This window comes from Bacillus sp. FJAT-49711 (genome assembly GCF_018343715.1).
GTDB lineage: Bacteria > Bacillota > Bacilli > Bacillales > Bacillaceae_C > Lederbergia.
Window position 1 is genome coordinate 329138 of the sequence record NZ_JAGYPL010000002.1, and the last position, 23325, is coordinate 352462.

General features: G+C 36.5%; 23 protein-coding genes. 14 read left to right on the forward strand and 9 right to left on the reverse strand.

What is annotated here, in order from left to right:
- Window positions 1-10: 10 nt before the first annotated feature.
- From rlmD to KHA96_RS09235, 4 genes are all read left to right on the forward strand, one after another.
- On the forward strand, window positions 11-1405 hold the full coding sequence (gene rlmD / locus KHA96_RS09220) for a 23S rRNA (uracil(1939)-C(5))-methyltransferase RlmD (protein ID WP_213129019.1): 1395 nt from the start codon (window positions 11-13) through the stop codon (window positions 1403-1405).
- A gap of 285 nt (window positions 1406-1690) precedes the next feature.
- The gene (locus KHA96_RS09225; protein ID WP_213129020.1) at window positions 1691-2188 is read left to right on the forward strand and encodes a kinase; all 498 of its coding nucleotides are present in this window, start codon (window positions 1691-1693) and stop codon (window positions 2186-2188) included.
- 59 nt (window positions 2189-2247) lie between these two features.
- Window positions 2248-2703: a GNAT family N-acetyltransferase gene (locus KHA96_RS09230; protein ID WP_213129021.1), complete on the forward strand. Its 456-nt coding sequence runs from the start codon at window positions 2248-2250 to the stop codon at window positions 2701-2703.
- A gap of 131 nt (window positions 2704-2834) precedes the next feature.
- Window positions 2835-3215, forward strand: a complete 381-nt coding sequence (locus KHA96_RS09235) for a VOC family protein (RefSeq protein ID WP_213129890.1) — start codon at window positions 2835-2837, stop codon at window positions 3213-3215.
- A 192-nt stretch (window positions 3216-3407) separates the two neighbouring features.
- On the opposite strand, the gene KHA96_RS09240 is transcribed toward KHA96_RS09235, so the two are convergent.
- Entirely contained in the window at window positions 3408-4388 is a 981-nt protein-coding gene (locus KHA96_RS09240) for a glycoside hydrolase family 43 protein (RefSeq protein ID WP_213129022.1), read from the reverse strand.
- A 293-nt stretch (window positions 4389-4681) separates the two neighbouring features.
- Here KHA96_RS09240 and KHA96_RS09245 point away from each other — a divergent pair, with 293 nt between their 5' ends.
- The 3 genes from KHA96_RS09245 (at window position 4682) to KHA96_RS09255 (ending at window position 7802) form a co-directional block, all read left to right on the forward strand.
- Window positions 4682-5956 (forward strand): ABC transporter substrate-binding protein, encoded by a 1275-nt coding sequence (locus tag KHA96_RS09245; RefSeq protein ID WP_213129023.1) that lies wholly within the window; start codon window positions 4682-4684, stop codon window positions 5954-5956.
- Window positions 5957-6025: 69 nt separating this feature from the next.
- A complete protein-coding gene (locus tag KHA96_RS09250) occupies window positions 6026-6949 on the forward strand; it encodes a carbohydrate ABC transporter permease (RefSeq protein WP_213129024.1) in 924 nt (307 codons plus the stop codon).
- Between the two features lie 16 nt (window positions 6950-6965).
- Window positions 6966-7802: a carbohydrate ABC transporter permease gene (locus KHA96_RS09255; RefSeq protein WP_213129025.1), complete on the forward strand. Its 837-nt coding sequence runs from the start codon at window positions 6966-6968 to the stop codon at window positions 7800-7802.
- Window positions 7803-7889: 87 nt separating this feature from the next.
- Here the strand turns inward: KHA96_RS09255 and isdG are convergent, their stop codons facing one another.
- Genes isdG through KHA96_RS09275 form a run of 4 tightly spaced genes read right to left on the reverse strand, consistent with a single transcriptional unit; the run spans window position 7890 to window position 10951 of the window.
- On the reverse strand, window positions 7890-8210 hold the full coding sequence (gene isdG, locus KHA96_RS09260) for a heme oxygenase (RefSeq protein WP_213129026.1): 321 nt from the start codon (window positions 8208-8210) through the stop codon (window positions 7890-7892).
- Window positions 8207-9001, reverse strand: coding sequence for an ABC transporter ATP-binding protein (locus tag KHA96_RS09265; RefSeq protein WP_213129027.1), 795 nt, complete (start codon window positions 8999-9001; stop codon window positions 8207-8209). The genes isdG and KHA96_RS09265 overlap by 4 nt, the downstream gene beginning before the upstream one ends.
- Window positions 9001-9996 carry a FecCD family ABC transporter permease gene (locus tag KHA96_RS09270; RefSeq protein ID WP_213129028.1) on the reverse strand — a complete coding sequence of 332 codons (996 nt, stop codon included), beginning with the start codon at window positions 9994-9996 and terminating at the stop codon, window positions 9001-9003. The genes KHA96_RS09265 and KHA96_RS09270 overlap by 1 nt, the downstream gene beginning before the upstream one ends.
- Before the next feature lies 1 nt (window position 9997).
- The gene (locus tag KHA96_RS09275; RefSeq protein WP_249315426.1) at window positions 9998-10951 is read right to left on the reverse strand and encodes an ABC transporter substrate-binding protein; all 954 of its coding nucleotides are present in this window, start codon (window positions 10949-10951) and stop codon (window positions 9998-10000) included.
- A 567-nt stretch (window positions 10952-11518) separates the two neighbouring features.
- Between KHA96_RS09275 and isdC the strand changes: the two genes are divergently transcribed.
- The 6 genes from isdC to srtB all read left to right on the forward strand — a co-directional run bounded on the left by isdC (window position 11519) and on the right by srtB (window position 19296).
- Window positions 11519-12199, forward strand: a complete 681-nt coding sequence (gene isdC / locus KHA96_RS09280) for a heme uptake protein IsdC (protein WP_213129029.1) — start codon at window positions 11519-11521, stop codon at window positions 12197-12199.
- 20 nt (window positions 12200-12219) lie between these two features.
- A complete protein-coding gene (locus KHA96_RS09285; protein WP_213129030.1) occupies window positions 12220-15531 on the forward strand; it encodes an NEAT domain-containing protein in 3312 nt (1103 codons plus the stop codon).
- A 165-nt stretch (window positions 15532-15696) separates the two neighbouring features.
- Complete coding sequence (isdE, locus tag KHA96_RS09290; protein ID WP_213129031.1) at window positions 15697-16614, forward strand: heme ABC transporter substrate-binding protein IsdE; 918 nt, start codon at window positions 15697-15699, stop codon at window positions 16612-16614.
- 114 nt (window positions 16615-16728) lie between these two features.
- A complete protein-coding gene (locus tag KHA96_RS09295; RefSeq protein WP_213129032.1) occupies window positions 16729-17712 on the forward strand; it encodes a FecCD family ABC transporter permease in 984 nt (327 codons plus the stop codon).
- On the forward strand, window positions 17702-18472 hold the full coding sequence (locus KHA96_RS09300) for an ABC transporter ATP-binding protein (RefSeq protein WP_213129033.1): 771 nt from the start codon (window positions 17702-17704) through the stop codon (window positions 18470-18472). Before KHA96_RS09295 ends, KHA96_RS09300 begins: the two co-directional genes overlap by 11 nt.
- Window positions 18473-18498: 26 nt before the next feature.
- A complete protein-coding gene (gene srtB / locus KHA96_RS09305; RefSeq protein ID WP_213129034.1) occupies window positions 18499-19296 on the forward strand; it encodes a class B sortase in 798 nt (265 codons plus the stop codon).
- 61 nt (window positions 19297-19357) lie between these two features.
- Here srtB and KHA96_RS09310 read toward each other — a convergent pair whose 3' ends face one another.
- Window positions 19358-20548 carry a coenzyme F420-0:L-glutamate ligase gene (locus tag KHA96_RS09310; protein WP_213129035.1) on the reverse strand — a complete coding sequence of 397 codons (1191 nt, stop codon included), beginning with the start codon at window positions 20546-20548 and terminating at the stop codon, window positions 19358-19360.
- A 112-nt stretch (window positions 20549-20660) separates the two neighbouring features.
- Here KHA96_RS09310 and KHA96_RS09315 point away from each other — a divergent pair, with 112 nt between their 5' ends.
- On the forward strand, window positions 20661-21542 hold the full coding sequence (locus KHA96_RS09315) for a LysR family transcriptional regulator (RefSeq protein WP_213129036.1): 882 nt from the start codon (window positions 20661-20663) through the stop codon (window positions 21540-21542).
- 70 nt (window positions 21543-21612) lie between these two features.
- Here KHA96_RS09315 and KHA96_RS09320 read toward each other — a convergent pair whose 3' ends face one another.
- Genes KHA96_RS09320 through KHA96_RS09330 form a run of 3 tightly spaced genes read right to left on the reverse strand, consistent with a single transcriptional unit; the run spans window position 21613 to window position 23272 of the window.
- Entirely contained in the window at window positions 21613-21963 is a 351-nt protein-coding gene (locus tag KHA96_RS09320) for a YrdB family protein (RefSeq protein WP_213129037.1), read from the reverse strand.
- Window positions 21960-22637, reverse strand: coding sequence for an MBL fold metallo-hydrolase (locus tag KHA96_RS09325; protein WP_213129038.1), 678 nt, complete (start codon window positions 22635-22637; stop codon window positions 21960-21962). The genes KHA96_RS09320 and KHA96_RS09325 overlap by 4 nt, the downstream gene beginning before the upstream one ends.
- A complete protein-coding gene (locus tag KHA96_RS09330; protein WP_213129039.1) occupies window positions 22637-23272 on the reverse strand; it encodes a TetR/AcrR family transcriptional regulator in 636 nt (211 codons plus the stop codon). Before KHA96_RS09330 ends, KHA96_RS09325 begins: the two co-directional genes overlap by 1 nt.
- Between the last annotated feature and the right edge of the window lie 53 nt (window positions 23273-23325).

Genomic DNA, 23325 nt, shown 5'->3' on the forward strand with positions numbered 1-23325 from the left:
GGGACCTATATTGACGAATATAAAAGGAGAGAGCTTTGTTGCCGACATACATCAATTAGATGTAAAAGGTTCGGGACAGGCGGTCGTTTGGCGAGAAAACGAACATGGGAATTCCAAGAAATTAAAATTAACGATTCCGTACGCTCTTCCAGGTGAAAAAGTGAGTGTCACCGTGGAGCGACCGTGGGTAAGAAGATGGAGAGCGAAGCCGGAAGAAATTTTGCAGTCTCATCCCGAAAGAATAGATCCTGTCTGCCCCCATTTTCAAAAATGTGGCGGATGTGTTTGGCAGCATTGGGACTACTCTGGTCAATTGAAACAAAAAACGAATCATGTAAAACAAGCAATTGAAGCACAAGGGTTTGACCCTTCCCTCGTTCAAGATACTGTAGGGATGGAGGACCCGTGGCATTACCGCAATAAAATGGAATTTACGTTTTCGCCAGATGGAACACTTGGTTTACATGAACAAGGAAATTTTCGCAGTATTATTTCATTAGAAACATGTCTTATTGCCGGTAAAGAAATGGTTGAAGCGGCCATGGAGGTTGCAAAGTGGGCGCTTGAACACAAATTGCCAGGTTATAATAAAGATACTCATGAAGGATTGCTACGTCATTTAATGGTTAGAGAGTCTTTTGCAACAGGTGAAATCATGCTAGCTTTATTTGCTACGGAAGCTCCTATTGCCCATCTAGAGCATGCCGTACACGACTTATCTAAAAGAATTGAGAAAAACTTCCCGAAAGTAAAAAGCTTATTATGGCTCGAAAATACGGAATGGGCTGACCGGGCTCAAGCAGCAAAAACTCATATATTATCTGGCCGTGATTTTATATATGACGAGTTGATTGGATACCGTTATCGTCTTTGGTTTGATACCTTTTTCCAAACGAACCCAACCCAAGCACAAAAATTAGTTGAAATTGCTTTAGAAATGGGGCAACCGAAAAAGACTGAAAAGATGATTGATCTTTTCTGTGGAGTTGGTACCTTCTCGCTTCCATTTGCAAGCCGGGTAGCTGAACTTGCCGGAATTGAAATCGTAGAAACTTCTATTGAATCTGCAAAAAGAAATGCAGAGGATAATAACATCTCTAACACATATTTCTTAGCGAAAGATGCTAGGTTAGGAATCGACCAAGTATTAGAGACCTTTGGAAAACCTGAATTATTATTGCTCGACCCGCCTCGTTCCGGAGCTGGAGGAAAAGTAATGCGGAGAATTGGCCGATCCAAACCAGAGCGCATTGTCTATGTTTCTTGTAATCCAGATACGTTTGCAACAGATATTAAAGAACTTATCCCTTTTGGATATCAATTAGAAGTAGTTCAACCAGTAGATTTATTTCCTCATACGTATCATGTTGAGTGTTGTGCATTGCTAACGTATGTTGGTGTCTAACTAATAAAATATCTTTAAATGCGACCCTAATTTCGTGAATATAAACTATTCCGATCTCTGGGTCCTTTTTTGTCCAACTCCATAATTTAGTGTTCCCTCATACACATTCCTAGAAAGATTTATTTTAAAACCAAAAAGTAGGCATTATTGCTTATAAGTGCTACAAATAAGGTTGTTTAAAAGGAATAATTGATTCATATAGAGAATGAAATAAAAATAAGAAGATGTCCTTGAGTTCAATGAAAGATTATATAAAAAGAAGAAAATTAGGAAGTGGGGGAGAATATGGAATCTAAGCTAATTATCATACGAGGAAATTCGGGGAGTGGAAAAACAACGACAGCGAAAAGTCTTCAAAATCATTTGGGACCAGGAACGCTTTTGGTTTCTCAAGATGTCGTTCGCCGTGAAATGTTGAAGGTTCACGACAGAGAAGGGAATCTTTCTATTGAGTTGATTCGCCAAATTGCAGAGTATGGTAAAGATAAATGTGAATTTGTTATTGTGGAAGGAATTTTATATAAACATTATTATGGTGAAATGCTAAATAGCTTAATCCAGTTCTTTAACGAAAGGATATATACTTATTATTTTGATTTATCGTTTGAGGAAACGGTCATACGTCACAACTCTAGTTCGAAAAAAATGGAATTCGGAGAGGATTCTTTGCGTGCATGGTGGAATCCAAAGGATTATCTCGGTGTAGAAGGGGAAGTACTATTGACTAACGATATGTCACAAAATGAAGTATTAAAACTTATGTTACATCAACTCCAAGGGTAATAGTGCTTGAGTGAAACATGCTATAATTGACAAAATTCCAAGTCTTGGAGGAGTTAAAGTTGAGTGGAAAAATAATAGTTCGTCCTGCATTAAATGAAGACATGAATTCTTTATATATGCTTATGAGACAGTATATTGTAGATTTCTATCACCAGTCTGAACCGAATGAAAATGATTTAAGGAACTTGATTCAACATTTATTGGATAATCCATCAAGTGGCCTTCAGTTTGTGGCTGAAGAAAATGAAAAAATAATAGGTTTTGCCACTTTGTATTTTACTTTTAGTTCTTTAAAAGTAAAGAGACAAGCTATTTTAAATGACTTATTTGTTGCCCCGCAAGAAAGAGGGAAAAAAGTCGGTGAAAAGCTTTTCGAAACCTGCTTGGATTACATTCGAAAGAATCGTTTTGCATCAATGACTTGGGAAACAGCAAAAGACAATCTTATAGCGCAAACTCTCTACAATAAAATGGGCGGTAAACAATCTGAATGGTTAGGTTATGAAATTAGTTAGAATGAAATATGCAAAGAAACGAATGTCATTTACGGGGTGCCATATACAGCACAATGTATGTTTGTTTGGAGAAAAGAAAATAATGAGTGCAAACTAATAAGAGAATATATCGAATTGGAGAGATGATGAACATGCAAAAAGCTGTACCATATTTAATGTTTCAAGGAAATGGAGAAGAGGCAATTAATTTTTACATATCTATTTTTGAGGACGCGGAAATTACAAGTCTAAATCGTGAAGTTTCTGAAGGTAGTAATATGCAGGCTACATTTAAGATTAAAGACCAAGAATTCATGTGTCTTGATAGCACTATTAAACATGGGTTTACGTTTACACCTTCCTTTTCAATCTTTATTACTTGTGATACGGAAAGTGAATTGGACGAGCTATATGAAAAACTATTAGATGGCGGCGCCGCTTTAATGCCTTTAGGTGACTATGGATTTAGTAAGAAGTTTGCATGGGTAAATGATAAATTCGGAGTTTCGTGGCAACTGAATCTTCCAAGTTAATTCGCAGGCATTAGATCATACTACGGTAATACATGTACCCAAGGATATTAATTCCTTGGGTACATTGCTTGCACTACCATTATATGTTGGTTGGTATAATCCGATTTTTGAAAAGTTAAATGCAAAGGAAACAGTATACATAGATGTGAAAAAATCACCACATATATAATAGGTCGTGTGGTGATTCTTGTATTAAGAATCATATTCAATCGTTTGTATTGTGCCATCCTCATTATATTTAATTTCCGTATACTTAACACTGCGTTTATGGTTAACGCCGCCTGATAGAGAAGCATCATGATAAAATAAATACCATTTGCCGTGAAATTCAACAATCGAATGATGGGTTGTCCACCCCAGAACAGGGGTAAGAATAGTACCCTTATAGACAAAAGGTCCTTGTGGACTTTTACTCATCGCATAAGCGAGAAGATGGGTAGTCCCAGTGGAATAGGACAAATAATAATACCCGTTATATTTGTGAAGCCACGGGCCTTCGAAAAATCTTTTTTCCTCATCACCTGCAAGGATAGGATTTCCTTCCTCGTCAATAATGGAAATTTCTCGAGGCTTTTCTTTAAAAGAAAGCATATCATCATTTAGTTCGGCAAATATTGGACCTAATGCAGGTTCGGTTGGAGCTGGACCTTTTCCGTTAGGATCGAAGCTGCCTGTCTGCCATTTTTCCAACTGGCCTCCCCAAAGACCGCCAAAATACATATAAGCTCTATTATCCTCATCAACTAGTACAGCAGGATCCATACTAAAACTACCTTGAATATAATTTTCTTGCGGAGTGAAAGGTCCAGCTGGATTAGAACTAGTAGCCACCCCAATTCGGAAAATTTCATCATGATCTTTCGCAGGAAAATATAAGTAATAAGTATTGTTCTTGAACGCAGCATCAGGCGCCCACATTTGTTGCTTTGCCCATGGAACATCCTTTATATGGAGAACTTCTCCATGGTCTATACAAGGGGAATCAAAATCTTCTAAAGATAATACGTGATAATCCTCCATGGCATATTGGTCGCCATTATCATTGGAAGGGCCATCGTGATCTAAATCATGAGATGGGTAAATATAAATTTTCCCATCAAATACATGGGCTGACGGGTCTGCAGTATAAATATGGTCAACTAACGGTTTATTCGCTTTTACTTTTTTCATCATTGTATACTCCTTCCTGGCATTCTACCATTCTAATTTGGCACAAGAAAATCCCTCAAATAAACTTTGTATAATGGCTAGACAAACTAACATAATATTATTATAATATGGAAAAAGGTAAAAGACAACGCTTACAAAATGTTAGATATACATTATCTATCTTTTTAGGAGATTTAGAAGCATGCTTAAAAGTGACTTAAGCACCCTCCTGAGTATAAAAGTATACTAGTATACGGCTTATTAATTCATAAGTTTCTTATGAATGAGATAAGAAAAAAAAGAAAAGGGGTAGTCAAATGAAGAAGTTTGCGCAAATGCTTATCGTTTTGGTTTTAATCACCGGACTGGCAGCATGTTCCTCTTCTGGGTCTTCTGGCAAAGGCAGTTCTAAAGGAAAGGATGAAGAAATTGAATTAACGTTTTGGTTATGGCCGGGCATGGGGATGGATTCTTATATTAAACAATATGAAGAGGAGAATCCTAATATTAAAATCAAAGTGCAGGAAACGGAATACTCTGATCACCACCAAAATTTACTTACCGTTTTAGCAGCCGGTTCGGGTGCACCAGATATTGCAGCAGTGGAATCTGGTTATATTGAAAGATTTAAAGAAAATAATCAACATTTTTATAATTTACTAGACTACGGTGCTGGAGATATTAAAAGTGATTATTTAGAATGGCGTTGGAAAGAAGCATCAACTAATGATGAGTCTGTTGTATTTGGGATTCCTACGGATGTAGGACCAATGGCCATGGCATATCGAATGGATATTTTTGAAGAGGCAGGACTCCCCACTACCCCTGATAAGGTTTCAGCACAAATGAGTACGTGGGAAGATTATATGGAAGCTGGAAAAAAATTAAAAGCAACCACAGGTAAAAATATGTTTAACCATGTAACTGATTTGTACGCGGCAGTTAGGGAACAAGGTGAAAAACAATATTTTGATGAAAACGGTGAATTAATTATTGAAGATAGTGCTTTAATTAAGAGGGCATGGGATCTTTCGATTGAAGGTATTGAAATTCATAACAATACTCAAAGGGGAACGACTGAATGGTCTGCATCTCTAGCTGCTGGAGATTTTGCAACCGTTTTCCTTCCGCCGTGGATGCTTCAAAATATTAAAAATGATGCTCCTGATACTTCTGGATTGTGGAATATTGCCCTAATGCCAGGTGGTTCAGGCAACTGGGGTGGATCATTATTAACGCTTCCCAAGCAAGGAAAGCATCCTGAAGAGGCATATAAATTTATCACTTGGATTATGTCTCCAGAAATACAGTTGGAGATCTTTAAAGAAAAAGGGAACTTCCCTTCTACTCCAGCCATTTATGATACTGATGAGGTGCAAAACCTAAAAGATGAATTCTTTAATCGTGATGATTTAGGGGCGATTTTCTCTGAGGCGGCTAAATCAGTTAATTATGTTTACCGTGGGCCTATGACCGGGCCGATTAACACTATTATGGGAGATGCATTAATATCGGTAGCGGACAAACAAGCAACTGAGGAAGAAGCTTGGAAAAAAGCAATGGAAGAAGTTAAAAGGCAGGTTGGAAGATAATATTTACCGAAGAGTAAGAGGTAAACTTTTTACCTCTTACTTCTACTCATAGTAGAGGGAGGTAACTATGTGAATAAAGAGATCGAGATCAATAAGAACATAACTGTAAAAACAAAAAAATATAGTAAAAAATCCGCTGATCGATTATCAGGATATTTATTTATATCTCCATTTTTTATATTATTTGGTGTTTTCGGGGTGTTCCCATTATTATTTACATCATTTCTATCATTTCATAAATGGGATATCTTAGGTGCGAAAGAGTTTATAGGCTTTCAAAATTATAAACTTTTATTTACTGATCCTTTATTTTGGAAAGCGTTGGGAAATACATTTAGCATTTGGGTACTATCCACAGTGCCGCAATTAATTGCTGCTTTAATTATTGCTTTTTTATTAAATCAAGCATTTTTAAAGGCTAAGGATATTTTTAGACTAGGTATCTTTATGCCGAATATTACCTCAATCGTTGCTGTTGCTATTGTCTTTTCAGCAATGTTTGGTACAAAGTATGGGCTTGTAAACTATAGTCTTTCGTTTTTAGGGATTGATCCAATCAATTGGAGTGGCTCTTATTTGGGAACTCATGTAGTTATTTCAACAATGGTTATGTGGCGTTGGGTTGGCTACAATGCCATTATTTATTTATCTGGCCTGCAAGGCATTTCAAATGATTTATACGAGGCCGCTACGATTGATGGAGCAAATAAGCTACAACAGCTCATTCATATTACGATTCCACTTTTGAGGCCGGTCATTATTTTTACGGTTCTTCAGTCTACCATCGGTGGTATGCAAATATTCACGGAACCGCTCTTATTCGGTAAAGGTGGAAGTAATCAAGGGTTAACCATAACCTTGTATTTATATGAAGAAGCCTTTACAAGATTCTCTTTTGGTTATGCTGCTGCTATAGCATGGATGCTATTCTTTATCATTATCATATTTTCACTCCTTAATATTTTCCTTACTAGAAAAATTAGATCGGCATAGTTGGGAGGTACATTATATGAAAGAGGTTGGAAGAAATAAAGTATCGAGTATTGTCATTTATGTTTTTATGGTTTTGAGCACGTTAATTTCTATTTTCCCTTTTTATTGGATGTATGTGATCGGATCCAATACAACTAGCGATGTAAATAAGTTTCCTCCGGTGGTGATACCGGGCACTAACTTTATTGAAAATATTCAAAAGGTGTTTGAGAAGATTAATTTCTTTGGGGCCTTGTGGAACTCCTTTATTATTGCTTCTTTCGTTACAATCTCGATTTTGTTTTTTTGTTCTTTAGCGGGATTTGCTTTTTCGAAGTTAGAATTCAAGGGTCGAGATGCATTGTTTATCTTTCTATTAGGAACGATGATGATTCCACCTCAGTTAGGGTTAATTCCAAACTTTATGATTATTAGTAAATTAGGTTGGATTGACGATGTGAAAGCCGTTATTGTTCCAGGGATGGTTTCAGCATTTGGAGTTTTTTGGATGAGGCAATATATTTCATCCGCCGTTCCTTACGAGTTAATTGAGGCATCTAGAATAGATGGGTGCAGTAATTTTAGAACGTATTGGAATATAGTGCTTCCGGCTGTTCGGCCAGGGTTAGCAACATTAGGAATTATTACATTTATGGGTTCATGGAATGATTTCTTATGGCCATTAATCGTATTAAAAGATGAATCGGTTCACACTATTCAAATAGCATTAAGAACTTTAAACGATGTGTATTTTACCGATTATTCAATGATTCTTTCCGGAACTTTCTTAGCAACTTTACCTATATTAATTGTTTTTGTAGTCTTTAGTAGACAGTTTATTGCAGGTATAACGGAAGGTGCAGTCAAAAACTAACAGATATATGACGACAAAATTAAACTTCAAAAAACAAGAATACTAGAGCGAGGGGAGCTCCAGCATTCTTGTTTTTATCCGATTAGTTCACACAGCAACAATCGGATTTCGTACTACCTTAACTTCATAATATGTTATGGTATTGCTAATAATATAGTCTGGACGGCCTCGACCTTTAGAATGTGCTTCTTTAAAAGAGTCACTTTGCGTCCAAGCTTTAAAAGCTTCTTTAGAATCCCAACGTGTATATATAGTTACTTCGTCATAATCAGGTATGTTTTCAGTGAATAATACTTCTAATCCTAAAAAGCCTTCCATCGTTTCAACTTTACCGACTTTATTAAATCTTTCAATTAGTTTATAGCCATTATCTTTTTTAATCTTATTTGTATTTGTCACAATAATCATTGTATTTTCCTCTCCTTAATGTTTATTTTAGGTATGATTAACGGGTAATCTTCTTCATATAAAACACGCGCATCTATTTCATATACCTTTTGTAAAAATCCCGAGGTTAACAGAGATTTAGGCGTTCCACTTTCTACAATCTCTCCCCGTTTCATCGCAATCAAATGTTGGCTGTATGTCGCGGCTTGTTGTAAATCATGAAGAACCATCACAATCGTTATGTTATATTTGCTATTAATATGGTATAGCAGTTCCATTACATCCAATTGATGAGCCATATCTAAGTAGGTTGTTGGTTCATCTAAAAGTAGTATGTCTGTTTTTTGTGCCAAAGCCATCGCAATTCGGACCTTTTGTTGTTCACCTCCTGAAAGACTATAAAATAATCGGTTTTCATGCTTTTCTGTATTAGTCATTTGCATTGCTTGATTAATAATGGCTTCGTCTTCTGTTGTTATTTGGTTGTTCAATAAACTTTTATAAGGAGATCGCCCAAAGGTGATAAGTTCTCTCGCCGTTAAGTTTGGCAAGTGATCCTTTGATTGAGGCAACATGGATACGGTTTGTGCATATTCTTTTGCTTTGTATGTAGTAGTTTTTTTATTTTGAACATATACAGAACCATGATCAGCCGTTAATAATCTCGTTATGACTTTTAATAATGTTGATTTTCCAGAACCATTAGGTCCTACGATTGTTGTAATTTTACCTTTTGGGATAGCAAGTGAAATATCATGTAATTGGAACGCACCGAGATTCAATGTGATTTGGTCTGTTTGAATAGCTGCCATCATAATATTCTCCGTCTCCTTAGCAAGTATAAAAAGAATGGCGCTCCTAAGCATGCGAGTAGAATTCCAACGGGCAACTCGATCGGATCAAACCATGATCGTGCGATCGTATCTGAAAAAACGACCAATGTTGCTCCGCCAATCATGCTTAGAGGAAGTAAGAAACGATAATCTTCACCTACAATAATACGGATAATATGAGGGATGACTAACCCGACAAAGCCAATAAGGCCGGCAACACTAACCGCTACACCTGCTAGGAGGGATGCGAGAATAATAATTAAAAAGCGTTGGAGTTCAACTTTTTGACCTAATAATTTTGCGGTATCATCACCAAGTAAAATAATATTTGCTGGTTTGATAGCAAAGTAGCATAATAGAATGCTAATTATGGCGTACGGAGCCATGAACTCGAAATGATACCAGCCTCTACCATTTAACCCACCAGCAAGCCAAGGAAGAACTGCTTGAACACGGTCGCTGTATATCACCATAATTCCGCTTGTAATTGCTCCTAGCAAGGCGTTAATCGCTACACCCGCTAAAATGATTTTAACTGGAGATGTTCCTTGATCCCATGCAAGTAGATAAATGATCAGCGATGTTATCAGTGCCCCTAAAAATGCCGCTATCGGCAGAAGGTAGCTATATTGTGGCAATATCACCATTGTGATAATAGCAGCTAAACCAGCCCCTGCTGAAACTCCGATAATGCCTGGATCCGCTAATGGGTTTTTCATAACTCCTTGTAATAGCGCCCCAGAAGCAGCGAGGCACCCACCTACTAATAATCCAATCAGAATTCTAGGTAACCGCAACTCCATAATAATTTGTTCATGGAACGGCTCCCCTTTATGAGAAAGAACATCCCATATTTCTGGTAAGGAGATAAAAACGGACCCGTATGTTAATCCGTGAAATGAAACGATAATAAGTAGAATAGGAGCAATAATAGAAGTATATTTTCGTTGCAAGTTTCTTTTCTTTTGTGTCATTTTAATCCTTCGCTTCTTGAAACAATTTGTCTAAATAATCTAGTGCATCTACAACTCTAGTCCCTGGATTAGTGCCGAAGAGATCAGGGGGCAAAATTTCAAAATGATTATTCTGAACGGCTTCTAAATGTTGCCATCCAGCAGTTTGTTTCATCTCTTTAATAAAGCCATCCCTTACTTTCTCGGGATCTCCATGACCCATAAATAATATAAATTGCGGATTAGATTCGATAATTCGTTCGGCATTTAATTGAGCATATTGAGGATAGTTAGCTAGGCTGGCAAAATCACTGGCAATATTTTCACCGCCTGCGAGTTCTACTAAACTACCACTTAATGAATTGGGTAAAGCCGCCATATTCGTCCCGGGTGCCCCATAGACTAACAGCACTCTTTTTTTGTCAGAAGACTGGTTTGATTGAATTGCAGTAATTTTCTCATCGATTGTATCAATAATGTCTCGCGCTTGATTCTCTTCTTGAAGCAGTTGGCCGAATAGTTGAATCTGATTTTTGACATCGTCTACTGAATTTGCCTCTGTTAAAACCATTTTGGCACCAATTGCTTCGATTGCTGGAACATCTTTTATATTCATAGGATTATTTCCTAAGACGACATCTGATCGGAGCATTGTAACCTTTTCTAAATCAATTCCATGCGCTGAACCAACTTCCATTAAATCCTTTAATTCATTGAGATGAGTTGGTAATGTACCTGTAGGTCGCCCAACAAGATTACCTCCTAGGGCATTTATTATATCTAGCTCCCCATTTCCAAGCGTAATGATCTTTTTAGGGGTATCATCGAAGCTGACCGTACGATCAGAGGAGTCTGTAATAGATATAGATTTTCCATCTGCTTGGTTAACGACTGGATTATTAGTATTTGAAGTGTGATCACAGCCTATTAATACAATTACGAAAAGAGTAAACCAAGCTATAGAGAGATATTTCATCGAACACGCCACCTTTGTAACAAATGAGATTAATTCTCAATGAACTTAGACAAATGATAATGAAAATCATTCTCATTGTCAATACTAATTTTATAATTTTTCAGAAATTAATGATGTGGGTGCGCTTCATCAATTATTCACAAATAAAAGGGAAGAAGGAAAAGAAAATTCACTTTTTTGAAAAAGGGCTTGACAAATGTTTTTTCGGCAGTAATATTTAGGCTAGAAAGACATTTTGGAATAACTTCCCTCGCTATACCATAATTTTCATCTCAAATGGGCTGGTAAAGAACATATCACTGCATTTCAAAAAAACAAATACATACTTCGATATACATTTTTTTTTGCGGGCCCATTGAGAATGATTATCATTATTAATTATTAATTATCATTATTTCAGAGGAGGTGAAGTAAATATTATGTTTGCTATTCAAATATAAAAAAAGTAAGGAGGTAAATCTTTTTTTTTGAACTTAATTGAGAATGATTTTCAATTTCAATTATGCGTTCAGATGTCATTATATATGAAAGTTAATCAATGTAAAGAACAAGAGAGGAGAAATAGGAATGAAAAAAATGATCCAAACATCGTTTATGATTACGCTTATTTGCTTATTAACGTTTGTTTTTATCCCCCAAGGGAGTGCTTCAGCAAAAATTGAAGATGGAACTTATTCTGTCGATTATGTTGTTTTAAAAGCTGAGAATAATTCGGTATCAATGGCGAATGATTATTTTTCCAAGCCTGCTACATTAACGGTTGAGAATGGAGTACAGCATATTCAAATAACTCTTAAGAGCAGTGAATGGATTAAAGAGTTGAAAGCACCAAAAGGAGGATCATTTGCGGATGTAACGGTTGTTAGTGAAAATAAAACTGCTGATACCCGCGTTGTAAAATTCAAGGTAGATGGCGACTTGTCAAAACCACTAGAAATGAAGATGCATGTTTATATCGATTCAATGAAACCTGTCTATGATCATAATTATACCGTTCGAGTAGATTTCAAAGTTGATAGTATGAAGAAAACGGGCGGCACTTCGGAGACTAATGACAAAAGTAACGGAAAACAAGATGAAACAGAAAATAAAACACAATCCGGTAATGGAAATAAAGAGGGGAATAAGCAAGTCGAGAATAATCCAAAAACGGGAGATCAATCTTCTTTTGTTTTGCTGTTTATAGCTCTATTCGCTTCCGGCTTTTTCATTATTCGTAAAGTTAACCTTAGTAAACAAACTAATTAAGTAGAAGGAGGAAAGGGTAGATGAAAAAAACGTTGGCAATTATTTCATCCATTTTCATATTTCTCATGATGCTAGCTCAGGCAGTTGGACCGATCTCGGTTCATGCTGAAAGCAACACAGAGAAATATGCAGATGGGGAATATGATTTACCTTTTGTGGTGTGGCAGGCAGACAAGAATGAAACGTCTGTTGCGGATGGCTATTTAAAGAAACCGGCAAAACTTATTGTTAAAGAGGGAGAATATACAGTTCAAGCAACGCTAAACAATAACTCATGGTGGCAGTATTTTAAAACAGAAACTGCATCAAGCACTTTTACGGATGTTGAAAAAATCAATGAAGATAAAGCTGCGGATACAAGCCTTGTTCAATTTAAAGTAAAAGATATAGATCAAATTTTAAATGCAAAGATCCATGTTATTATTAATGGTTTGCCTGGTCTGCCTGATTTTAAATATGATAATAAATACGATATTCGCTTCAATTTTGATACAAGTAAAATTCCACTTGCTCCTGAACCACAACCAGAGCCAGAGCAACCTCAACCAGAAGCGATCAATTTGGCAGATGGAAACTATACAATTGGATTTGCCGCATTACATGCGACAGAAGAAAAAGCATCTGCCATGGCAAGGTATCTTAATAGTCCAGCCAAAGTATCAGTAGAAGGCGGAAAGTATAGTTTAACCATAACGATAAATGATCATAAAACAGTAACAGGCTTACAAATAGAAGGCAAGCAGCCTGCCAAGGTGAGTCCAAACGAGGCGGCTAATACAAGAGAAGTAACGTACGAATTAGATAGTTTGAATGATATGATGGTTGCTCAGGTTCAATATACTTCTGGTGGCCACAATGGAGATCAGCCACTCCGTCTATCATTTGATAAAAATAGTGTTCAAGAAATGGTAGTTGAAGAACCTGAACCAGAAATAATTGATTTGAAAGATGGAAACTATACAATTGGATTTGCCGCATTACATGCGACAGAAGAAAAAGCATCTGCGATGGCCAAGTATCTTGACAATCCTGCCAAATTATCAGTAAAAGGTGGAAAATATAATCTAACGATTACGATAAATGATCACAAAACAGTGACAGGCTTCCAAGTCGAAGGCGAGCAGCCTGCCAAAGTGAATCCAAACGAGGCGGCTAATACAAGAGAAGCAACGTTCGAATTAGATAGTTTACAAGCTATGATGAAGGCGCAGGTCCAATACACAGTAGGTGCCCACAATGGGGATCAACCACTACGTCTATCATTTGATAAAAATAGTGTTCAAGAAATGGTAGTTGAAGAACCTGAATCAGAAACAATAGATTTAAAAGATGGAAACTATACAATTGGATTTGCGGCATTACATGCGACAGAAGAAAAAGCATCTGCGATGGCCAAGTATCTTGACAATCCTGCCAAATTATCAGTAAAAGGCGGAAAATATAATCTAACGATTACAATAAATGATCACAAAACAGTGACAGGCTTCCAAGTCGAAGGCGAGCAGCCAACCAAAGTGAATCCAAATGAGGCAGCTAATACAAGAGAAGCAACGTTCGAATTAGATAGTTTACAAGCCATGATGAACGCGCAGGTCCAATACACAGTAGGTGCCCATCATGGAGATCAGCCACTCCGTCTATCATTTGATAAAGATAGTGTTAAAGCGGATGGCGAAGAAGATCCAGAGGAAGAGGACCCGAAAGAGAACCCTAAGGACAAAGATCCTGAGCTGCAAGATGGAAAGTATACGATTAGCTTTACCTTGGATGGAGCTACAGAAGAAGAACAACGAATTGCAGATAAGTATCTCGGATCATCTGCATCTGTAACAGTAGAAGGTAATAAAAAACGTGTAATGTTAACATTAAAAGAAGAACAATCCATCCGTTCTTTCAAAGTGGAACAAAATGGAGAGTTTATTGAAGCAGAGGTATTAAAAGTTGATGAATCTACAGGCACTAAAATAATTAGCTTTGAAGTCGACAAACTTATTTCTAACATAAAAATTAAAATGGAGATACAAGAGCAACCAGCAGCAGAAAGATTGATGAGTTTTGCAGCTTATAATCTATTAAATGCAGGTGATGATAGCATTGTTGAGTATACATTCAATCTTTCGTTTGATGTGGATAATATCAAACTCGTGGAAGAGGAAGAAGAAACTCCTAAGCCAGGAGATGGGAATACAGAGAGTAAGTATGCAGAAGGTGAATACGATCTTCCATTTAATGTTTTGCAAGATAAGACGGACGATTCTTCAGTAACGAACAACTATCTAATCTCACCAGGAAAACTCATAGTAGCAAATGGAAAACATTTAGTGCAAATCACTCTAAAAAATAGCTCATGGTGGGAATACTTAAAGGTTCAAACAGACCAGTCCGGGACCTTTGCAGATAATAACTTCGTTGATGTAACTACATTAAGTGAAAATAAAAAAGAGGATACTAGACTCGTTCAATTTGAAGTGCCAGATTTGGATAAATTATTAAACGCGAAGGTACATGTGATTGTAAAGGGAATCCCTGGTTTTGAATACGACAACAAATATGATATTCGTATTAAATTTGATACAGAAAAAATACCATTGGTTTCTGGAGAGGATCCTAAGGGAGAGGATCCAAAAGAAGAAGATCCTAAGGGAGAAGATCCAAAAGGAGAGAAACCAGATCCAACCATCGATCCACATAACTTAAAAGATGGCCAATATTCAATCGAATATAAGGTGCTTAAGTATAAGACAAATCAAACGTCTGTTATGAATGATTACATCATAACGCCAGCGACCCTTACGGTAAAGGGCGGTAAGATGTTTGCTGCAATTACATTGAAAAATAGTTCATGGATAACTGAATTACTTACTACAAAAGGCGGTAAACTAGTAGCTCCAAAAGTGTTAAGTACGAATGATCAAGCAGATACAAGAGTGGTGGAATTTGCTGTCGAAGATTTGTTTGAACGATTGGATGGAAGAGTGTCCGTCGATATTCCAACTTTAAACTATAAGGAAACATATATGGTTCAATTTTTATTTGACCCTACTACCATTAAGCTGCTAAATGGTCAAAAAGATCCTAAGGACGATAATGTTGATGATGACTCCGATAAAGATCCAAACAAAAATCCAGTGGTAGATGATGATGACGATTTAGACTTCGATCGTGATAGTGACAAGAACGATAATAAACAAGGTAATAATGATAAAAATAAATCGAAAAATGATGTTAAGAATCCTAAAACTAATGATAAAGCAAAGATAGCTTTATTCCTATCATTATTAATCGGGTCACTCATCCCGCTTGTTCTAAAAATGCGAAGACGTTTTATATAGAAGGCAGTACTAACACTAAAAATATTTCGTTGACATTAAACGATAGCTTTTTCTAGCTTCGACCGTATTACGTTTGCAAAATAAAAGGAGAGTCTTGCAGCCTTCATATAGCTGCAAGACTCGCTTTTTAAGAATAGTAATAGCTTTTGAGGAAGGAGTTGTTAAATGGTGAGGAAAAGTTACATGATTCTTTTTTTTATACTCGTTTTTTTGACTTTAGCTGGTTGCTCAAAGGACGGTCATTCTGCGGCAAAAGAAATAGATAAGCCTGATGCTGAACAAGGAAGGCAAGTTGAGCAGGTGAAGAATGATGACCGTATTGTCGCTACAACTGTTGCTGTCACGGAAATTATGGATGCATTGGAACTTGATTTAGTAGGTGTACCAACAAGCTACAAAGATTTACCTGAACGGTATAAAGGTATTAAAGATGTCGGAAACCCAATGAGCCCTGATATGGAAATAATCATGTCTTTAAAACCAACAGAAGTTATGTCCGTTACGACGTTAAAATACGATTTAGAACCTATATTTGAGCGAACAGGTATTAATGCTTCATATACTAACCTAGAAAGTCTCGATGATATGCATAGTGAAATTTTAAAAATAGGAGAGCGCTATAATCGGAGTGAACAGGCGGAACGAATTGTCAAAGGATTTGAAGAAAAATTAGAGGACATTGAAAAGCAGATAGAAGGAAAAGAATCACCGACTGTTTTGATTTTATTAGGTGTACCAGGGAGTTATCTTGTGGCAACTGAAAACTCGTATATTGGGGATCTCGTGAAGAGATGTGGCGGCGTAAACATCGTTACCGGCGAAGATGTAGAGTTTCTTGCTTCTAATACCGAATATTTACAGCAGGCAAATCCCGATATTATTTTACGAGCTGCTCATGGTATGCCAGATGAAGTAGTGGAAATGTTCGATAAAGAATTTAAAGAAAACGATATTTGGAAGCATTTTAATGCTGTTAAAAATGGACGGGTCTACGACTTGGAAGAAACTCTATTTGGAACAACAGGGAATCTAGCTGCTGCTCAAGCTTTAGATGACTTACTAGCAATGTTATACCCTCAGTGATGAAGTGTACTTTAAAAGACTAGTGAAGACTTCGGAAAAAAGTCAATTTACCTAATGAGCAGTTAGGTTTTTTCTTCCCTTGTTTTGATTGAAGCTTATAAAAGGATGTTAACTATGAAAAAACGAGTATTTAGTTTTATGATCGTCACTCTATTACTAATCTTTGTAACGATATACTCAGCTACAACAGGTAGTATTAAGGTTTCCTCGGTTGAATTAATTCACGGTCTGCTGACAGGTACAAATGACGATGTCCAAGTCATTAAAGATTTACGTTTACCGCGAATCCTCATTTCATTATTTGCTGGTGCTGCTTTATCTGTATCGGGAGCTTTGCTGCAAGCGGTAATGAAGAATCCACTTGCAGATCCAGGTATTATCGGCGTATCATCAGGGGCTGGATTTATGTCAATTCTAATGGTCACCATTTTTCCCACTTTATTTTTCTATATGCCGTTGTTCGCTTTCTTAGGTGGTGCTTTTGCATTTTTCCTTGTTTACACGTTTTCTTGGAAATCGGGGCTAAATCCTTTACGAATGATTTTAGTCGGAGTAGCGATTAATGCCGTCTTTTCGGGATTAAGTCAATCTTTTAATTACCGTGGGAGTTACGCAGTTACATCTATAAGTGCAGCTACGACATCAACCCTTTCCATGAAAACATGGAATGATGTTGGAGTTATTGTTATATATGGATCGATTGGCCTTATTATGGCAATTCTCGTTTATTCGTGGTGCAATTATTTAGCACTTGAAGATAAAACAGCGAGAAATTTAGGTCTTAATGTAAATCGTGCCCGCTTAATGATATCAATTGTCGCAGTCTTATTAGCTTCGGTTGCGACGGCTATTGCAGGTATGTTTGCATTTGTTGGTCTACTCATACCTCATATTGCCCGTTTATTAGTCGGAACAGATCATAAGGTTCTCATTCCCTTTTCTGCTCTAACAGGAGCCCTATTATTGTTAATTGCAGATACATTAGGGAGAACAATCATTGCGCCGAATGAAATCCCCGCATCGATTTTGCTCGCTGTAATAGGTGGTCCTTTCCTCATATCTTTACTTAGAAAGAGTGATCGTATTTATGGAAATTAAGGATATAACATTTTCTTATGGCGACAAGATTAATCGTTTGCATCAAATTAGCGGAGAGATAGAGATCGGAAAAATCACAACCATAATTGGACCAAATGGTTGTGGGAAATCAACATTACTAGGAGTCATGTCGAGTAATTACCTCCCACAACAAGGTCACGTTCTTCTAGATGGAAAGAAAATTGGAGACTACAAGCCGAAGGAACTTGCTAGAAAACTAGCAGTCGTTCACCAACAAAATGGGGCCCCATTAGATATGACAGTAGAAAGATTGACGGCTTTTGGAAGATTGCCGCATCGAAATATGTTTTCTTCTCTTTCTGACCAGGATGAAGAGGCGATTGAATGGGCATTATCCTGTACGAATTTACAGGATAAACGCCATATAACACTTGATTCATTATCCGGAGGGGAAAAGCAGCGAGTGTGGATTGCTATGGCATTAGCACAAAATTCGCAGTTTCTTTTTTTAGATGAGCCTACAACGTATTTAGATATTTACTATCAATATGAAATCTTAGATTTAATCAAACGGTTAAATTTAGAACATGGATTGTCAATCGTGATGGTTTTGCATGATATTAATCAGGCTATCCAGTATAGTGATACTATTATCGTAATGAAGGATGGAAAATTGGTTATAAAGGGGAGACCTGAAGAAGTCATCTCAGAACAGTTAATTGCTGACATTTACGGGATTGAGGTCATCGTTAAAAGCGATGTACGAACCGGTTTGTACATTGTTCCAATTAAAAGCTAGTAATACGAGGACGTTGGAGTGGTAAGATGAACAAAAAACGAACTAGAGAGACAAAGTCTTTTATTCGAAGAACACTCTCACAAATATTTACACTGCTTTGTGTAGCTGTTTTTATTTATTCTGGTTACAAATTAACAACTATATTTCTTGAATACTATCATAACCGGCAAGTTTTAAATGATGCTCAGAAAATCTATTATCAGTCAACGAGTGAAAGTGAAGAAATCACGCATAATGAAGAAGGGGAATGGAAAATCCGTCCTCAATTTGAAGAACTCCGTACGATTAATCCAGATATTACCGGGTGGATATCCATTGAGGGTACTCAAGTAAACTATCCGATCGTGCAAACAGATAATAATGAGTACTATTTGACACGGAATTATAAAAAGGACAACTCGATTGCAGGTAGTATTTTTATGGACTATCGCAATGATATAAAGACATCTCCTACAAATACCATCGTATATGGCCATCGTATGAAGGATGGCTCCATGTTTAATGGGTTAAAAAAATTTTTGAATGAAGACTTTTTTTCTCAACATCGTATCATCCAACTAGATACTTTATATGCTAGCTATGATGTGGAAGTGTTTGCCGTTTACAGTACGACGACTGATTTTGATTATATCCAGACTCATTTTAATAGCGAGGAAGAATATAGACTTTTCTTACAGGAAATACAACAACATTCACTGTATCATCCAGATGTAAAGGTAAATACGGATGATCAAATCCTTACATTATCTACATGTGATTATTTATTAGATCCTGATAAAGGTCGTTTAGTTGTACATGCGAAGCTAGTAAAAAGAGGGATATGACTTTTTCATATAAAAAAGCAAGAAGGCATTGCAGGCCGTAAAGCCAGCATTGCCTTTTAAATTACTTCGTATAATTATCGAAATACCCTTGAATAAATACAATTGGAGTTCCTTTGTCGCCGCTTCCTGAAGTTAAATCAGACAATGATCCAATTAAATCAGTCAGTTTCCTAGGTGTTGTCCCTTGTGCTTCCATTGCTCCGACAAGATCATCACCTTTGTTATCGATATATTCGGCAATTGCTTTCTTTAATTCCTCGCCTTTTAAATCGGCAAAATTATTGTCAGCAAGGTATTTTAATTTAATTTCATTAGGCGTTCCTTCAAGACCTGATGTGTATGCTGGAGAAACAACTGGGTCAGCAAGCTCCCAAATTTTACCGACAGGATCTTTAAATGCTCCGTCGCCATAAATCATGACTTCGACGTTTTTACCTGTTTTTTCTTTAAGCACTTGTTGGATTTTATCAACGACAGGCTGGCAGTCACGAGGGAATAGTTTTATGCTTTCTTCCGTTGATTTATTCGAACCCAACAGACCATATGCCTCATTATATCCACTACCATCAACAGATTCGGATAAAATATTATCAAGGCTATAAATTTTTTCCCCACCATTTGCCATTAAGATTCTTTTCGTTCTAAACCTCGTATGAATATCACAAGTAAGAACGTTTTGAGTATATTCTAAAATGGTTTTTGGATTGTTCGAAAAAATTACTTCGCATTCAACACCGTATTCTTCAACTAATGATTTGTAATACTCGATATAATCGACACCAGTAAATGGATGTTTATTGTATCCGAATAGGCCGCGGAATTGCTTTTCTGTTAACACATCTGTCCAAGGATTTACTCCTTTTTCGTCGAGTGTATCGATATCAACTAAGTGATTTCCAACTTCATCAGATGGATAGCTAAGCATTAATACGATTTTTTTAGCACCTTTAGCAATACCGCGAAGGCAAGTTGCAAAACGGTTGCGGCTTAAAATTGGAAAGATGACTCCTAATGTATCATCCTCGAATTTTGAATGAACGTCTTTAGCAATTTGATCGATCGTCGCGTAGTTGCCTTGTGCGCGTGCAACGATAGATTCTGTTACGGACACGATATCTTTATCATTAATAGTCAAGCCTTCAACCTCTACAGCTTTTAACACGCTATCTACAACGATTTCTTCGATGTTATCCCCTTTATTGATAATCGGGCAACGAAGGCCTCTCGCAACAGTTCCGACTACTCTCTCCAAATTGATCGCTCCTTCTGAACGTTAATGTAAGTTATCTACCCTTGTAATATACAGCAGTTTAGTGGTATAAGTAAAATGAATAAATCAAATAATGGGTATAAGGTGAGCTTATATGGTTAGTAAATTAGATTTGTATAAAGTTTTTTGTGAGGTAGGAAAAAAAAATAGCTTTTCGCAAGCGGCAAAAGTGCTTTTTATGACTCAGCCTGCCGTTAGCCAAGCGGTTATGCAATTAGAAAGAGAATTAGACACTCGTCTTTTTAATCGAACGCCAAAAGGTGTTTCATTAACTGACGAAGGTGCCATTTTATTTGAACATGCCAATTCGGCCATTAACTTAATTGAAGCCGGGGAAGATAAGCTTTTGGAATTTAAAAATTTAACTGCAGGTGAATTAAAAATAGGTGTTGGCGACACAATTTCCCGCCATTTTTTACTCCCATACTTAGAAGCTTTCCACAATCACTATCCAAATATTAAATTTAAAATGGTGAATGGGACAACGACAGAGATATGCTCATTACTTAAGTCAGGAGAAGTTGACATCGGGGTTTGCAATTTCCCGTTGGAAGACCAGGCATTGGAGCTAAGACCGTGTATAGACATCCATGACATTTTTGTTTGCGGAGAGAAATTTAAATATTTATTGTCTAAACCATTGAGCTTAGAAAAATTAGTGAAATTGCCATTAATTATGCTTGAACCGAAGTCAAATTCGAGATTGTATGTCGAGGATTATATGATTTCAAAGGGAATCAAGCTTTTTCCGGAATTTGAATTGGGATCACATGATTTATTGCTGGAGTTTGCAAAAATTAATTTAGGAATCGCGTGTGTTACGAAAGAATTTTCTCAAGAAGATTTGACCGAAAGGAAAGTATGGGAAATTCCTGTCATCGAAGAAATTCCAAGCAGAAGTATTGGTGTTTGCTATTTAAAAAGTGTTCCGCTTTCACCGGCATCTAATAAGTTTTTGAAGATTATCGAAAGCTAATAAGTTTTTTTAAATGAATTATTTAGTCAATAATTAAACTTTTGGCCTCAAATAATGCGTAATGAAGATATTAGAATGTCTCACTTTTATCGAAAAAGTATATGCAAATCATTTCAATGACCACTATAGTTCCAAATATGAATGCGAGTTTTCCAGTTTTGGATAAGTAAAGAGCAGTGCAAGCTAAAGTAAATATTAATGACTGTAATAGAAATCTTGCATATATAGGTACTGGAAAAGGAGCTTTAGGGGAGAGAAATATACCCCAAAATATGGCTGCAAAAAGAGGCGCCCCTATTCCAAAAAAGATTTTAACAGCCCATCCACTGTTTAATGAAAATCCCCAATAAGAAAAAACTGCAAGGGCACATAGTTCCATTAAAAAGAAGATGAAGAGTATTGTGTATTTGACAGCAATCATTTTTTTATGTCCCCCAATTTCTCTATATATTCTTCTATATGATCTTCAGGATTAAGAACTGTATAGCCGTGGCATACTTCTACCTTTTTTGGTTTGAGCTCTTTAATGATGGCACTGCTGTTTACAGCTTCTTCCATGTCCGCTGTAAACATTGACATTGGCCGATGGAGTTTTCCCTTTTTGGAAGTAAAGAGGTCACCAGCTAACAAAACTTGATCCTTTTCGTGATAATAAGCAACATGACCTGGGGAGTGACCAGGTGTATGGTATGGAGTCAGTCCGCCAAGGGACAATAGATGACCAGTTTCATCTTCTGGAAGTGGTCGAACGACTTCTTTTGTTACGTTCTGTTCTAGTTTTTTTCTTTTTGGATATGGTAAATCACCTGTCATATAAGGAATTTCTATTCGATGCGCATACACAGGAACTTCAGAAGTATGTAAGATTGGTTTTATCGCACCGATATGATCTGAATGTCCATGAGTAAGAAGAATCCTTGTTAGTTGCCCTTTCTTTAACTCGTTAATGAATTTTAAAATTCTTTTAGCCATTTTTGGAATACCTGCATCTACAAGAGTTACTTCACCTTCATCCACTACTATCCAAATATGAACGGGTATTAACATCCAAATACTTAAACTCCAAATATGTTCAGAAACTTGTTTTATTTTCATCAGTCATCCCCCATTTGAATCAATTTTTCCTTGAATCCCAAAACTAATATTTCTACAGAGAGGTTAAATGTCGGTGTTAATCTTTTCATCAACTCACCAATTGGTTCATGGAGATAAGAATACGTACTCAAAATGCCATTTAATTGATAATAAAATATACGAGAAAAGTTTAATAATAATTCATTCTCAGGTATTGAGAGACAGTTTCGTAAAACTTGCTTCATTAATGAGAATATTTTTAAACGCAGTATATTTATTTCTGATTTCGGGTCAATTTCATCTACTCTCGTTGATTTAACATTGAAAATGACGTCGAACATATTCTTATTTTCTAAGCAGAATTGAATATAATCATGACTGATTTTTTTTAGCTTATCCTCTGCGCTTAACGTGTCAGCGAGTATAATCGAATTCAACTGTTTATATAGTTTTTCTAACGAGGGCATAGAAAGCTGATGCAGCAATGCTTCTTTATCCTTGAAATAAAGATAGATTGTTGTGTGTGAACATCCTGCCTCCTTTGCAATTTCCCTGATAGATACTGAGTCAAATCCTTTATTAGCAAATAATGTTCCCGCAGCTTTTAAAATTTGCTCTTTCGTTTCTTCTGAGCGTTGTTCTTGTCTGCTTTTCATATCAAAAAATCATTCCTTTTGAGATTTACTAACCGATGGTTATATTATAACCA

Bases quoted from the DNA above. Each gene is read 5' to 3' on its own strand.
- KHA96_RS09235 (WP_213129890.1), top strand. From the start codon at position 2,835: ATGCAAAAAGCTGTACCATATTTAATGTTTCAAGGAAATGGAGAAGAG.
- KHA96_RS09320 (WP_213129037.1), bottom strand. From the start codon at position 21,963: ATGATTGCTGTCAAATACACAATACTCTTCATCTTCTTTTTAATGGAA.
- KHA96_RS09270 (WP_213129028.1), bottom strand. From the start codon at position 9,996: ATGACACAAAAGAAAAGAAACTTGCAACGAAAATATACTTCTATTATT.
- KHA96_RS09295 (WP_213129032.1), top strand. From the start codon at position 16,729: ATGAAAAAACGAGTATTTAGTTTTATGATCGTCACTCTATTACTAATC.
- KHA96_RS09240 (WP_213129022.1), bottom strand. From the start codon at position 4,388: ATGATGAAAAAAGTAAAAGCGAATAAACCGTTAGTTGACCATATTTAT.
- isdG (WP_213129026.1), bottom strand. From the start codon at position 8,210: ATGATTATTGTGACAAATACAAATAAGATTAAAAAAGATAATGGCTAT.
- KHA96_RS09255 (WP_213129025.1), top strand. From the start codon at position 6,966: ATGAAAGAGGTTGGAAGAAATAAAGTATCGAGTATTGTCATTTATGTT.
- srtB (WP_213129034.1), top strand. From the start codon at position 18,499: ATGAACAAAAAACGAACTAGAGAGACAAAGTCTTTTATTCGAAGAACA.
- KHA96_RS09330 (WP_213129039.1), bottom strand. From the start codon at position 23,272: ATGAAAAGCAGACAAGAACAACGCTCAGAAGAAACGAAAGAGCAAATT.
- KHA96_RS09300 (WP_213129033.1), top strand. From the start codon at position 17,702: ATGGAAATTAAGGATATAACATTTTCTTATGGCGACAAGATTAATCGT.
- isdE (WP_213129031.1), top strand. From the start codon at position 15,697: ATGGTGAGGAAAAGTTACATGATTCTTTTTTTTATACTCGTTTTTTTG.
- isdC (WP_213129029.1), top strand. From the start codon at position 11,519: ATGAAAAAAATGATCCAAACATCGTTTATGATTACGCTTATTTGCTTA.
- KHA96_RS09275 (WP_249315426.1), bottom strand. From the start codon at position 10,951: ATGAAATATCTCTCTATAGCTTGGTTTACTCTTTTCGTAATTGTATTA.
- KHA96_RS09325 (WP_213129038.1), bottom strand. From the start codon at position 22,637: ATGAAAATAAAACAAGTTTCTGAACATATTTGGAGTTTAAGTATTTGG.
- KHA96_RS09245 (WP_213129023.1), top strand. From the start codon at position 4,682: ATGAAGAAGTTTGCGCAAATGCTTATCGTTTTGGTTTTAATCACCGGA.
- KHA96_RS09315 (WP_213129036.1), top strand. From the start codon at position 20,661: ATGGTTAGTAAATTAGATTTGTATAAAGTTTTTTGTGAGGTAGGAAAA.
- KHA96_RS09285 (WP_213129030.1), top strand. From the start codon at position 12,220: ATGAAAAAAACGTTGGCAATTATTTCATCCATTTTCATATTTCTCATG.
- KHA96_RS09265 (WP_213129027.1), bottom strand. From the start codon at position 9,001: ATGGCAGCTATTCAAACAGACCAAATCACATTGAATCTCGGTGCGTTC.
- KHA96_RS09225 (WP_213129020.1), top strand. From the start codon at position 1,691: ATGGAATCTAAGCTAATTATCATACGAGGAAATTCGGGGAGTGGAAAA.